General features: G+C 68.2%; 5 protein-coding genes. 2 read left to right on the top strand and 3 right to left on the bottom strand.

Going from position 1 to position 14,121, the window contains the following annotated elements; genetic code table 11:
* Positions 1-2: 2 nt before the first annotated feature.
* Together AC3AOF_RS09845 and AC3AOF_RS09850 are read left to right on the top strand one after the other, a co-directional pair.
* A complete protein-coding gene (locus AC3AOF_RS09845) occupies positions 3-1,532 on the top strand; it encodes an E2 ligase fold family C protein (RefSeq protein WP_488348367.1) in 1,530 nt (509 codons plus the stop codon).
* A gap of 54 nt (positions 1,533-1,586) precedes the next feature.
* Entirely contained in the window at positions 1,587-1,919 is a 333-nt protein-coding gene (locus AC3AOF_RS09850) for a transposase (RefSeq protein ID WP_488348368.1), read from the top strand.
* Positions 1,920-2,032: 113 nt separating this feature from the next.
* Here the strand turns inward: AC3AOF_RS09850 and AC3AOF_RS09855 are convergent, their stop codons facing one another.
* The 3 genes from AC3AOF_RS09855 to AC3AOF_RS09865 are packed head-to-tail and all read right to left on the bottom strand — an operon-like array spanning position 2,033 to position 14,022.
* Positions 2,033-3,883: a DUF262 domain-containing protein gene (locus AC3AOF_RS09855; protein WP_488348369.1), complete on the bottom strand. Its 1,851-nt coding sequence runs from the start codon at positions 3,881-3,883 to the stop codon at positions 2,033-2,035.
* Between the two features lie 45 nt (positions 3,884-3,928).
* Positions 3,929-9,901, bottom strand: a complete 5,973-nt coding sequence (gene proA, locus AC3AOF_RS09860) for an anti-phage protein ProA (RefSeq protein WP_488348370.1) — start codon at positions 9,899-9,901, stop codon at positions 3,929-3,931.
* Positions 9,898-14,022, bottom strand: coding sequence for a hypothetical protein (locus AC3AOF_RS09865; RefSeq protein WP_488348371.1), 4,125 nt, complete (start codon positions 14,020-14,022; stop codon positions 9,898-9,900). Before AC3AOF_RS09865 ends, proA begins: the two co-directional genes overlap by 4 nt.
* Positions 14,023-14,121: the final 99 nt, after the last annotated feature.

Raw genomic sequence — 14,121 nt, forward strand, 5'->3', positions numbered from 1 at the left:
CCATGGCCCTCGCACCCTTCTTCGAACGCGCGGCGACGGCGGCCTCGCAGGTGCTCTCCGGTTTCGGCACGGCCGCGTTCGCCGACCGGTTGCAGGCGCATGTCGTCGGGATCGCCTTCGACGGCGAGGCGGCCCGATCCCGGGAGGGGGCGGCGACGCTCGATCTCACGGTGAGGCTGCTCGCGCGGCTCTACCCGACGCTGGCGATTGAAGCGCTCGATGAGGGCGGCCGAGAACGAGCGGTGGAACTCCGTGCTCTCGCGTCGGCGATCAACCCAGTCGTGAACTTCGACCCTGATTGCCGGAGAGCCACCGTCGTCGTCTGCGTCGGACGGAGCGTACCCGACACCGACGCCACCGTGCTCTACGCGGGTTCGGACGGCTGGATCGCGAGATTCGCACGCTCGGGACCACTCGGGTCCGGCGAGACGTCGAACCCCTTTGGGGCCGGCGTGACGGCGTGCCTCGCCGCCGCGAACGTGTTCCGCACCGTGTTCCGGGATCAGATCGTGAACGGGAATCTCGATCCCGATCTCGCCCTCGACCTCCAGAGCTACCGGCCAGCGTCGGAAGTGACAGTCGCTGACCCCCTCGGTCGCATCGATCTCGGCGAGGCACATCTCGTCGGGCTCGGAGCGATTGGGAACGGAGCGGTGTGGGCGCTTGCCCGCCTCAAGGACGCCGTCGGCACTCTGCACCTCGTCGATCACGAGGCCGTCGATCTCTCGAACCTGCAGCGGTACGCCATGGCCGGACATCACGATATCGATGCCCCGAAGGTCGATGTCGCCGCGCGCGTGCTGGGTACGACGGGGTTGAGGGTCGTGCGCCATCGAGTGTCGTGGGATGCCTACCTCGCGGATCGTGGGGACTGGCGCTTGGAGCGGGTGGCGGTTGCGCTCGATACGGCCGCGGACCGCATCGCAGTCCAAGGGTCCCTCCCCCGCTGGATCGCGAACGCCTGGACGCAGGAAGGGGACCTCGGCGTCTCGCGGCACGGCTTCGACGATGGCCGGGCCTGCCTCGCTTGCCTGTATCTGCCGCAGGGAGCGGTCAAGGATGAGGACGACCGCATCGCCGAGGAGCTCGGCATGCCGGAGGCGCAGCCTGAGATACGACGGATGCTCCAGACCGGCGAGCCGGTTCCCGTCGCGTTTGTCGATCGCATCGCTGCCGCACTGCGCGTTCCTCCAGGGGCGCTGCATCCCTTCGTCGGCCAGCCCCTGCGCAGCTTCTACCAGAACGCCATCTGCGGCGGCGTCGTGTTCAGGCTGACGGACGGTGAACAGCCCGTGAAGGCCGTCGTCCCGATGGCGTTCCAGTCGGCCATGGCCGGGCTGATGCTGGTGGCGGAACTCGTCAAGCACGCGAACGGCACGCTCGACGCGCCGACGACGATCACGCGCCTCAACCTTTTGCGGCCGATCGGCAGCCATCTGCACGATCCTCGCCAGCCTGATATGAGCGGACGCTGCTTATGCGGGGACAGCGACTTTCGTGATGCCTATCGCTGCAAATATCCAGTCGCATAGTTGAATGTATGACTACATGCAACCGAATGGCCGTGTGCGAAGGTATACAGTACTATGACGCTGCTCGAGACGCTCGACGTGATGGAGCGCACCATAATCGGTCGCTGCACGTCGCGTCACCGCCACGACGAGCTCCTCCACTTCGTCAAAACCATCCAGGCAGCGGTGCCAGCCGACAATTCAATCCACGTGATCCTGGACAACTATTGCACCCACAAGTGCCCGAACATGCGCGTCGCACTGGCCCGGCATCCACACGTCTTCCAATTCACCCCGAACTCAGCCTCGTGGATGAACGCGGCCGAGGGCTTCTTATCCGCTCTAACCTCGCACAGGCTAAAGCGGGGAAGTTTCAACGGGAATTTCGACGTTCAGGTCGCAATCTAATGAGACATCGACGAGATAACGACCGGCTAAGCCCTTTCCTTTGAAACTAGCCGATCGCTGCAATCCTCAATGTAGTCCATAGCAGCCCTGCATCATCCGTCTGAGGCATTGCACTAAGATGAAGAGACCGAAGGCGCTGGCGGAGCCTGCCAGAGCTGTGCAGCAACCTTGAACAAAGACGCTCCGCGGGCTGTGATCATCTCTTCATTCCAAACAGTGTGGTCGTGCAGCTCGCGATTGAGGATGAGCGCTGACTGCGCCCGGATGGCCGGCATCTTCACAGCGAAAGCTCCGTTGGACACAGAAGCGTTCAGCGCGTGGGTGAGCAAAGTGAGATTACCCATCGTGTGAACTCTGGCTTCCCGCGCGCCCTGCCGAGAAAGGTACTCAGCGCTGGGTGCTGCCTCATCCTCCAGGGCGAAACCCGGGATCGGCCAATGCGCCCGCCACTTCTGCGGCATGATGTGTTCGAGCGTCAGGTCTGTCCTGATCTCGACGATCTCATCCACGTTTGCGCGCTTGCGCTCTTCGATGCGCTCGAACAGGTGGCGCAACCTGCCTTGTCGGGCGGGCTTGTACTGTGTGCGTGACCGCCACGCATCGCCAAATTCGCCGTCGTCCGGCCAGCGCACCGAGTCGAGCGTCCCCACGGCTAAACCGTCCCGCAAGGTCGCCAGCAGCGCTGGCCGCTCGACCTCCCTGAGACGTGCGATGAGGTCGGTGAAGATTTTGTTGTACCCGGCTGTTGTCAGTCCGCAGATGTCCCGGCGGACGATGAAGGACTCGATGCAGGCTAGCGCTGAGCCGAGTTCGGCTTGGTCTGCGATCGTCGTGCCGAGATAAAGTACTAGTGGCGTCGCGGTGGACACATCGAACGCCCGCGAGAACCGACCGAAGCGACCGAGCACATCATCTCTGTCGTACCCAGCGAGGCGTCGGAATACGGACGCACTCGCTGCAATCGCCTTTAGCTCCGCCTCGACATCGCCGTCGAACGGCGTCTTGTCGACGATCCAGCCCCGGTAGCCGTCGAACAGCGTCTCTACGGAGACGAGCTCGGCCTTCATCATAGCCAGATGATCGGAGAGGAGCCAATCAAGCCGTGGGCGGGTCAGACGGCCACGGGTGTCACCCTCACGCCAGAACCAGTTATCGAGGGGTAGCCAATACCGGCGGTACAGGCTGTCGACGATCAGATTGGCACCCTCAAGGCCGAGGCCGGTTGCTCTTTGGAAGATGAAGTTGCGCATGAGGTCGCCGGCTGTGAGATCGACCCCCCGGCTGTTCAGAGTCTCAAAGATGGTTTGTGGATCGTCCCCTCCTTCGAGTTCAATCGCAACGACCGCTAGTCCGGATTTTAAAGCCTCGAACAGCTTCTCGAGCTTGAACGCATCATAGATTCCGCCTGGCGCGACGTACGCCTTGATCTGCTCGACAAAGTAGGCATGCGCGGCCGTGGCGGGGCGTACCACGCCCTCCTCAAGCTCTGCCACGTCGGCTTCCGGCAGGATGGCGTCCGGGTCAACGGCGGCGGCAAAAGCGCGGCGATCCGACAGGGTCGGCCACAACTTGAAGCGTTCGATCTGCGCGTGTTCCATCACGCCGTCGTTCAAGAGGTGCTTGCCGGCCTCAGCAGCGTACTCGGGAGAGTGGATGCGTGCCACGTCCCGGAGCGCGATCATCAGCAGTTGGAACGTGGTCAGACGCTGCTGACCGTCGATGACCTCGTAAGACGGAACCTGACGCCCGTAGGTTTTCACCTGCGCAATGACCATCGCACCCATGAAGTGGGGCGCGACGGTGACACCTCCCTTCTCAAGCCGCGCTGTCTCGCGGGCGATGTCATGCCAGAGGAGCTCTAGCTGCGGCGAAACCTTCCAGGCGTATTGACGCTGATACAGCGGGATAAGATAGCGTCTTTTGCCGTCAAATAATTCGATGATAGTGCGTGTGAACGGCTTCATAAGCCTCTCTCGTATTAGATGATTTTTGTGAATTTGTGTGTCAGTTTAGAGAGTTTTTCGTGCGTCTAGACTCGCGCGCTCGAACCGAGCGCGCGCCGATGCCTCGATGCGTGACAAGCCGAGTTTCTGCCCCATCGTTCTCACGCGTTCAGCCTCAGAGGCGTTGGATCGCAGGGTGCCTGCGAGTGCCACAAGTTCCACCATGGGCGTGTCGTTGTGGCCGCGTAAGTTCGCGTCAGCCGACCGGTGCGGATGGCTTGCCCGTGGCTCCTGGCCCAATGGCCATAGGACAGTCCGGCCGTCGTCGTCGGTGCGTGCGATCGAAGCGTCGATCTGGGCGGACACCGCTGCGCGGATCAGGGGGCCGACACGATTGAACTCGTGCGCGCGGGCGATGCGCCGGACGAGGACATCCTCGTAGATGGGCGCTTCGACTGCGAGGACGTGCGCGACCATCGCAGCCAGGGTCGGGCGGTAGGCGGCGTCGTAGAACCGCTCCGGCTCGACCGGCAAGCCGAGATCCGCGAAGTCGGCGATCCGGTAGACCCGCTCGTCGTGCAGGGGCTCGGCTTCCATCGTCGGGGCGGTCGAGGGCCTGGCTTGGTCGGCGTAGAGGCGTGGTAGCTCCGCATCTCGTTCCGGCTGCGGATCGTTGGCTGGTTCAGGCGGGACATCTCCAGCCGCCACTTCCGCTGACACGTCGTCCGGGGATTCGGGACCATCCAGCGCCACGTTGACAGGTTCAGGAGGGGTGTCAGCTGGAGCCGCCGCACTGAGCGCGCGATCCTGTTCCAGATCCTCGCGCAGGCGCTGATCGAGCTTGGCAAGCGCGGCTTCCGCGTCCATCCACCACTCGGTGCTCCAGACCCGGCGGATGCGCCAGCCGAGACCGGTCAGCACGTGCTCGCGCAGGCGGTCGCGGTCACGCGCCGTGGCCGAGCTGTGATAGGTCGCCCCATCGCACTCGACGCCGGCGAGATAGCGGCCGGGCGCATCGGGATGGACGATTCCGAGGTCGACCCGGAACCCCGACACACCGATCTGAGTGTGCACATGCCAGCCCTTTGCCTCGAGGCCTGCGAGCACAGCGGCCTCGAACGGGGATTCGACGTCGCCTCCGGTCGGCGCGAAGGCCTCGGCGAGCGCCCGCGCCCCGCGATCGGCGAATTCGAGGAAGTGCTTGAAGTCGCGCACGCCGCGCGCCCGGGTCCTGCCGAGGTCGATCTGCTCAGGTTTCAACGAGGCGAAGACGACGAGCTCGCGGCGGGCGCGGGTGATCGCGACGTTCAGGCGGCGGTACCCGCCATCCTTATTCAGAGAGGACACGGTGCTGACCGGCCGGCCCGCCTGGTCCGGCCCGACCGCCACGGAGAACAGAATTGCGTCGCGCTCGTCGCCCTGCACGTTCTCCAGGTTCTTGACGAAGACCGGCTCGTGCCAGCGGTCCTTGTCGAAGAACGGCTCGAGCTCCGGGTACGACCGCCGTTGCGCGTCGAGCAGATTCTCGATCAGGCGCTGCTGCTCGCCGTTGAAGGTGACGACCCCGAGCGAGCGGCGCTCCTGCGCGAAGCCCGGATCGCGCAGGCGGCGCACGATCTCGGAGACGATCGCCTGTGCTTCAGGCCGGTTCACGCGGCCCGCGCCACGCTCGTAGACGCCGTCCGGCACGAAGGAGAGCCGCACCGCACGGTCGTCGGTCACCGGCGACGGGAAGGTGACGAGCCGCCCGCCGTAGTAGCGGGCATTCGAGAAGGCGATCAGGCTCTCGTGGCGGCTGCGGTAGTGCCAATCGAGGTTGCGCCGCGGGATGTTAGCCGCCAGGCACTCGTCGAGGATGGATTCCTGGTCGGTGACGTCGCTGCCGTCCTCGATGTCGTCGACGCCGCGGTCGCCGACATTGGTTGGCGGCAGCTGCTCGGGATCGCCGACGATGACGACCTGCCGGCCCCGGGCGATCGCCCCGACGGCGTCCCAGGGCGAGATCTGCGAGGCCTCGTCGAAGATAACGACGTCGAACGGCTCCTTGTCAGGCGGCAGGTACTGCGCGATCGAGAGCGGGCTCATCATCACGCAGGGGGTGAGCTTGGTCAGCGCCGTCGGCATCTTCCCGAAGAGCTTGCGCAACGGCACGTGCTGCGCCTTCTTCGTCAGCTCGTGCGAGAGCGTGCCCCATTCCGGATCGGCCCCGAAGGCCGTGGGTCCGGGAATGCCGCCGCCGAGCCGCGAGCGCACGACCTGCTTGGAGAGTTCGGTGACGCGGGCGTCTGCCGCGCGGAAGCGGGCGATCGTGTCCTCGTGGCGTTCCGGCAGGAAACTGCGCAGCACCGGATCGTGGCTGACGACGCGGTCGATCCACCAGCGCGCGTAAGCCGTCTCGAAGGCGGCTTCGGCCCGATCGGGTGCGACCCTGCCCTCTTCCAGCGCCTCGATCAGCGGAGCGAGGCCGCGGTCGCGCGCGTTCTGGGCGGCCGCCTGCCAGGCGCACCACCCTTGGGCGCGGCCGAGCCCGGACGCCCAGAGCCGCGCCTGGGCGATACTGGCGTCGATCCAGTCGGACCCGGTCGCCAGCGGCTCTTCGGGATCGGGACGCCCGGCGAGCCGGCCGAGCGCCCCCATGGCCTTGGTCGCCCGCCCGCGATCCTGCTCGAAGGCCGCATATCCTTGCGCGATGCGGCCGCCCTCGCCCAGGGCCCGGGCCTGGCGTTCGAGGAGCTGGACCAGGTGATCGCGTAAGCCCTCGATGCCGAGCGAGGGTGGACCGAGGATATCGAGGAGACGCTCGACCTTCTCGGCCCAGGCGACGGCCGCCTGAAACTCGGAGGCCGGCGTGTTCGGATCGCTCCAGGGCGGCCCCAACCGAGCGAGGAGCGCGTCCCCGGGACAGCCTGCCTTCACGTGCCGGGCGACCTCGATGAGCCCGACGAGATCCGGTCCGATATCCTCCGGCAGCGCCCCCTCGGCATAGGGCTGGACCTGCGCCAGGACCCTCCGGAGTTTGCCGCCTCGCACCAGGAAGTTCGACGCTTGCGCGGCCGTCCACTCCGCCTGGAGGCCGGCGAGATCCTGGTCGAAGATGCCGGCACGGTACCGGCCCGAAAGGCGGCCGAGCAGCGCGTCCAGCGTCCCCTGGAAATGCTCGCGAGCGGTGAGCGCGCGATGCAGGTCGCCCGTGCCATCGGCCAGAAAGGCGGCTCCGCATCGCGCTTCGGGCCGGACCAGGAAGTTGCCGAGAACCGCGAGCCCGCGCGTGCCGGTGTAGGTCGCGAGCAGGGACGGAAGGCCGATCGCCCCGGCGAAGGCCTGTCCGCTGGCGCGTAAGGACACGAGAACGTCCTCGACGGCCTCGATCGCGGCGCTCATGTCGTCGCGCCAGACCGGCGACCATTGCGTGGCCTCGACGCCCTGAAGCGGATGATCGGCGAGCGACCCCACCGCGGTGAGGACCGGACGCAGCTCGCGGCACCCTGCGCGCAGTGCCGCGAGCGTCTGCGCATCATGGGCGCGGTGGTCCGGCCAGGCGAGCCGAAGCCCGACATCGCCGCCGCCGGCCGCGATCACGCGGCCGAAGGCCTCGTAGGCCGAGAGACCGTTCTCGCGCCGCCGGTGGAGCGCGCTCACGAGGCCGTTGAGTTCGTCGCGCAGAGCGGTGAGCTCGCGCGTGGCCTCGTCCCAGGTCCCCTGCGAGGGCGTTGTCCGCTCGTGCCAGGCTCTGCGCAGCTGGTTGAGCACTGCCGATTTCTGCGCCTTGGTCGAGTGCACCTCCAGGCAGTAATCGCCGAGTCCGATCTCCTGCAGGCGACGCTGCACGACTTCGAGCGCGGCCGTCTTCTGCGACACGAACAGCACCGTGCGCCCTTGCGCGAGGCACTGGGCGATCATGTTGCCGATCGTCTGGCTCTTGCCGGTGCCGGGCGGCCCGAACAGCACGAAGTCCTTGCCCTGCGCCGCCGCCAGCACGGCGGAGAGTTGGGAGGAATCGGCCGAGAGCGGCGCGAACACGGTCTCGGGTGGATGGTCCCGATCAAGGCTGGCCGGCTCGGGAAAGGACGTGCCGTCGCCGTAGGAGTGTTTCGGCGTCTCGATCAGGTGCCGCACGACCGGGTTGCGCTTCAGAAGCTCGGCACGATCGACCAGGTCCTTCCACATCAGGTACTTGGTGAAAGAGAAGGCCGACAGCACGACGTCCGGCACCACCTCCCAGCCGCGCAGGTCACGCACATGCCCGCGCACGATCCGCATGATGCCGTCGACGTCGATGCCGGAGGCGTCCCGCGGCAGCTCGCCCTCGAGGTCCGGCATCCGCAACCGGAAATCCTCGCGTAGCATCTCGAGCAGGGTCGGGTTGATCCGCACCTCGTCGTCGTGCAGCGCCAGTCGGAAGCCCGCGCGCACGCTGGAGCGCTTCAGCGCGACCGGGACCAGCAGCAGGGGCGCGCGATAGGCGGCCTCGCCCTCCTTGCGGGTCCACGACAGGAAGCCGATCGCCAGGTAGAGGATGTTGGCCCCGCCCTCCTCGAAACCGTTGCGGGCGAGCCGGTAGAGATCGAGCAGGCGGCGGTCGAGATCGGCCTCCGTCGCCGTGGTGTAGATCTCCCGCCGGGCGAGCGCCGCTTCGAGGTAGCTGCGACGGCCGTCGTCCTGATGCCGCCTCGCGTAGAGGTCGGCGCTGCGCTCGTCGGACCCGGTGAGCACATCGGAGACGGGCTTGAGCCGGAACTCGTGCCCCGCCGCCAGCCCATCCTCCAGGGCTCCGGGGGAGACGCATTCGAGGGCGACCGACCCTGTCCCCGGCTTGAAGTTGAGGAGCTTGTTGCGCAGCGTGAGGTCGAGGAGCTTGCGCTTCCAGCGCTCCAGGCGACCGACCGGGGTCTCGGGGGCCTCGTCGACGGGCGTCCGCGGCTCGTCGTCGCCGAGCGAGGGCGGCGGAGCGATCGGCTGGTTGATCGGAGCCGTCGGGACGGGGGCGATGCCCGGCTTCCCCTCCCCGAGATCCATCGGACGGATGCCGCGCCGTCGGCACCGGCGGACGTCGATTGCGACCTCGAGCGCGGCAGGGGCATCGTCCTCGACCTGCGCACTGCCTCGGGCCGTCGCCGCCAAAAATCCGGCCGGCGGGTTGTGGGTCAGAAACGTCGTCTCGACGAGGATCAGATCCTGCAGATCCCGGCGCTTGCGCAGGAGCTGCATGTCGTCGACGGCGGCCGAGGAGAAATCCTCGTCCTGCAGCCACAGGCCGACGAAGGCGTGGCCCTCCGTCAGCACCAGGACCGGGTTGAGCCCCGCCTGTTCCAGGCAGGCGGCGTAGAGGAGCGAGAGGTCGAGGCAGGTGCCGACCCGCCGCTCCAGCACTTCGCTCGGACCGCGCACCTTCTGGCCGGCCCGCTCGAAGCTCGCGGGCGGCAGGACGTAGGCGATGCTCCGGTCGGCGAGCGCCGCCCAGATCGCCGCGGCGAGCTCCCAGGCGCGGACCTTCTTGCCGGTGGTATAGCCGTTCAGCCCGGTCTCGCGCCCGGCCTCACCGAGCTTCGTCGCGGCATCGCGCAGGACGACGTCGACGGCCGGATCGTTGGGCCGCACGAAGGCGGCGAGCAGCTCCGGCGCGCTGACGCCCCCGCCCCAATGCGACGGCGGCAGGAGGCGGATCTCCACCACGTCCCGTGCGCGCTCGCTCCCCGCCTCGTCCAGGATCGTGGTCAGTTCCAGGCGGCTTGCCTCGGCGAAGCCGGCGAGCAAGGCGGCATCGAGACGGAGATCGGGAGCCTCGATGTGATGGTTCGCGCCGGCCAGGATCCGGTCGATGCGCAGGGTCAGCGGCTGCACGACGGCCGGTCGGCTCTCGACCCGGATCACCAAGTCGACGATGTCCCGATCGGAGGGGTTGGCGACGACGATCTCACGGATCACCGGGATGGCGTTCTCGTGATAGGCGAGACTGAGGTGCTCGGTCGCGGTGCAGCCGACCTGCACGGTGGCCTCGGTCTCGGCGTCCGCGATGGGTTCGATCGTCTCGAGGCTCACTGCGCGATCCACCGGCTGGAGAAGCGCTCGCCGAGCTTGTAGCGGGCAAGCTTGGGGCCGACCTCGTCGCAGGGCTCACCGAACGGATCCCGCGTGACGCCGAACTCGGCATCGTTGACGTAGCCGGTGACGTAGCAGACGTCCTGGTACTCGCCCTTGATGCGGTTGCGCATCCTGATCCGCGTCGTCGCCAGCGCGGTCTCCAGGGGGCGATCCTTGTAGAGGGCGGTGCCGTAATCGAGGACTGTCGTCTCGCTCGACATGAACTCCCAGCGGTCCTCGCGTTGGGCCTGATAGTGCCGCGCGAGCCGCGGATAGCGCGAGAGGAAGGCGTCGGGCTGCGTCCCGGTCGCGAAGCCGCGTGCCTCCTCGCCGAGAGCCAGTTCGAAGAACCGCGCCCGCTCGCCGTACTGGGCGCGCAAGGCCCGCTCCCGGGTCTCGCGTCGGGCGCTCTCGTCCTTCTCCTTCTCGCGGTCGAGCCTGCGCCGGTCGTCGAGTTCGCGCTGGCGCTTGAACTGCTCCTCGGCGCTGCGCGTCTTGCCGTCTTCGATCTCGGTTTGTACCTGGGCGACCTCGGACGGCGCGATCCAGAGCGGCAGGAAGCGGTGGGACAGGCCGTCCCGGGTCATCGCCTCGGTGATCGCCGCAAGATCGGCCGCCCCGGCATAGACCGCGCCGCACTCGGCCCGCTTGACTGCGATGAAGGCTCCGTCCGCCGAGGTGGCTGCGACGACTGGACGACCCGGCAGCTCGTCGCCGATCCGATCCGACAGGCGGGCGAGGATGGCGGCGTGCGCCTCGGCCTTGTCGGGCGTGACCCGGCACAGCACGCTCGACGGATTCGGCACCACGACGATTCCGAAGCCGTCACCGTGAGCGCCGCGCACCAGCGCCTCGACCTCGTTGGCCTTCGCGGCGTCCGCCTGCCGCACGGCGGCGAGCGCCGCCGCATCGACGACGGCGAGCCGGGCGAACAGGTTGCCGTTGACGGCCTCGGCCAGGGTGATCACCCGGTCGACGGGCTCGCGCAGCAGGCGCTCGCGCTCGGCGAAGATCAGGTCCTGTTTTGCCAGGTCGTTGGACCCGCAAGGCCGAAGCGGTAGGTCGAGCTTAGCCCCGAGCCCGGCGCTCCGGTCGCGGATCTGCCGGTTGAGGAACACGTCCGACAGCGGCGCGTGGTACAGGCAAGCGGCAGCCCGGCCGTCCTCGAAGACCAGTTCGCCGCGCAGGTTGCGCACGACGGACGGGGCCTTGCCGCTGTCGTTGACGAGCATGATCAGGTCGCCGCGACCGCCGTCGAGCAGGAACCGGCTCTTCCCCGTCACCGCCCGGGCGAGCCGCGCGGCCGCATCGATCCGGGCCCGCTTGCCCGCATAGGCCTCAGTGAGTTCCTTCAGGCGCTCGTCGCCGGTCTCCGGCACGATCCCGGTCACGTCGGCGACGAACCCGGACAAGAAGGTCTGGAGATCCTGCGGGATGCCGCCCTTCAGCGTCGTCTCCGCCTCGGTCGCGTCGCGCTTCAGGCGCTCGACGAGGGCCGCGCGCCGGCTCTCGGCCTGGTCACGCTCGCGCCGGCCCGCTTCCGCCTCGCGCTCGCGACGCTGGGTCTCGCCCTGCTCCGCTAAAGCCGCCTGCGCCTTAGACACGGTGTCGGGCGAAATCCAGATCGGCAGGAAGCGGAAGCTGACGCCGTCGCGGGTGAGCCCCTTGATCAGGACGGCCAGATCCTTCGCGCTGCCGTAGACGGCCCCGCACTGCCCGCGCTTGATCGAGAGGAACGCGCCGTCGGCACTCGCCGCAACGACGGTCGTCGCACCCCGGAGTTCGGCCTTCAGCAAGGCCTCGTGGGGTTCCAGGAGCCGGTCGTGCAACGCCTTGTCGCCGGATGCCACGCGGCAGACCGTACGCGAACCGGAGCCGAAGGCGAGGACCGCGAGCCCGTCGGAGGTTCCACGGGCCACCTCGCTCTCGGCCTCCGCCGCGCGGATCCCCTCCTGCTGGCGCGCCGCCTCGATGTCGCTCTTCAGGACCGTACCGGCGAGCGCGTAGACCCCGGTATCGACGGCCGAGGCGATGGTAGCGAACAGCCCGGATTGCGCCCGCAGGGCACCGCGCTCAAGGGCGAGGAGGTCGGCGCTCAGCTGCTGCGCGCTGGTGCAGCGCGCCAGCGTCTCGCGGACCGGAGCCTTGAGGCTGCGCAGCGTGGCGACGAGCTGTTCGAGGACGATGCGGTCGGCCGGAGCATCCGGCAGGGCGCAGGCGACCGTCCGCTCGGGATCGAAGACGAGGTTGCCGTCGAGGCCGCGCACGACCGCGTTCGCACGCGGCGAGCTGTTGAAGAGCAGCACGAGGTCGCCGGCGTCCCCCTCGACGAGGAAGCGGTTCTTGTCGGTGACGGCCCGCTGCACCGCCTCGGCCTCGCGGAGCCGCGGCTCCATCTGGGCGACACGCTGACCGAGGGTGTCGGCGAGACGTGGCAGATCGCGCGGGGCGGCCCCTTCGGATTGCTGCAGGATAATGGCCAGTTCGGGCCGCAGATCGTCCGGCACCGGACCTTTCAGGACGGTCTCGGCGCGCTTGCGCAGTTCGTCGAGCCGATGCTGGGCCTGGAGCCGTGCGCTCCGGTCCTGCTCCTCGACGCCGAGGTCGTTGAGATAGGTCTCGTAGCGCCGGGCGACCGCGTCGATGCGCGTGGGCAGGCCCGGATCCGTGACCAAGACGAGGCTCGGGCCAGCGCTCGATCCCCGCCCGAGGCGATCGGCGAGGCTCGCACTGAGGAAGCCGTCGGCCGGGAGGCCCTGGGTGTCCGCGTAGGCGACGATCGCCCGCCGCGTGATGCCGCCGTAGACGCCGTCGGCGACCGCATCGGCCGCCAGATGGCCGGCGGTGCGCAGGGCCTCCTGGAGGCGGACATGCTCCTCGATCGGACGGCCGATCTCCTGCCGGGCGGCGGGCGGTCCGTCGCGGCCGACGCGCGCGGCCCACGCTTCCTTCTGGCGCTGGTAGGTGGCGGCAATGCACGGGACGGCGCGGGCGCGCAGGGCCGCCGTGACCTTGCCCGACTCCGGGATGCGGCAGGTCTTGAGCGTGCGCTCGACCAGATCGTTCGACTCCGCCTTCAGCTCCGCCCCCGCCTCGGGCTTGAGGTGGCGCAGCACGTAGAAGGGCCGGGCCATCTCGAGGTCGATCCGGCGCAAGGCGGAATCCTCGCAGATCAGGGTCGGCAGCGGGGTATTGGCCCGCTCACAGTCGAAGGACGGTCCCAGATCGCGGGCCGCCGGGGCCGGCTTCGGAGGCTGGATCGCGCGCGGCGGCTCGGACAGGGCGACCGCCTCCTTGCGTAGATCGGCCAGCCGCTTCTTCAGCCCCTCGGGAGCATCGCTCCGGGTGCGCGCCTCGGCCTGGGCCCGCAGGGTGCTCATCCGATCGAGGGCGGACAGACGCACGGCCTCGGCCTGCGACAACGGGCCGAGCCCGCCGACCTCGCGGTTGATCGTCTCCGTGTCGGGCGCGGAGGGCCCGGTGCGCGCCGCGAGCTGCTGCTCGATTCGCCCCTGGATCCGCGCGGCTTCAGACCGCACGACCGGGGACGCGTCGCGCTGGTACGGAGCGAGACTGGTCTTGAGCACCTGGAGCTGCTCGGCCCGCCCTTGCGCCTCGGCGCGGGCCTGCCGCGTTTCGCGCGCCTCGCCGGTCTCGACCTCGGCGACGACGATCCGCGTGCCCGAGAAGTGGAGCTCGATCGCCTCCCGGGGTTCGACGGGGCGGACCTGGTTGTTGCCGTCGCGCGTCGCGAAGGATTGGTTGCAGGTGGTTGCGACGGACCACCCGTGCTCGTCCGTCGTCGTGCAGCCGACATTGCGCCGGAGGTTCGGCTCGGTGAAGCGCCGGCACTCGGCGAAGGTGCTGCCGAGCCGTCCATCGTCGGGGCCGATGCCGCTCTGGATCAGGCCTTCGATGTTGGTGTTTCGCCGTGCGAGCGCGCGATCGACGCAGAATCGGTCGAGGGTCGAGAGCCGGGCCCAGGTCTCGCGCGCGGACTGGATCTGGGCTGCACCGAGCAGACCGCCGAAGATGTCGAGAGGCGTAACCTGTGCGACGGCCGGACCAATCGAAGCCATGGCCGCCATGATCGGCAGAACACCGCGCCATCCACCCCGACTCATCGCGACACCCTGCACAAACTTTGCAATCTGTGTCGCCGGTTTGCGCTTCTTATT

The sequence above is a fragment of the Methylobacterium sp. 142-1Y genome (assembly GCF_057747795.1).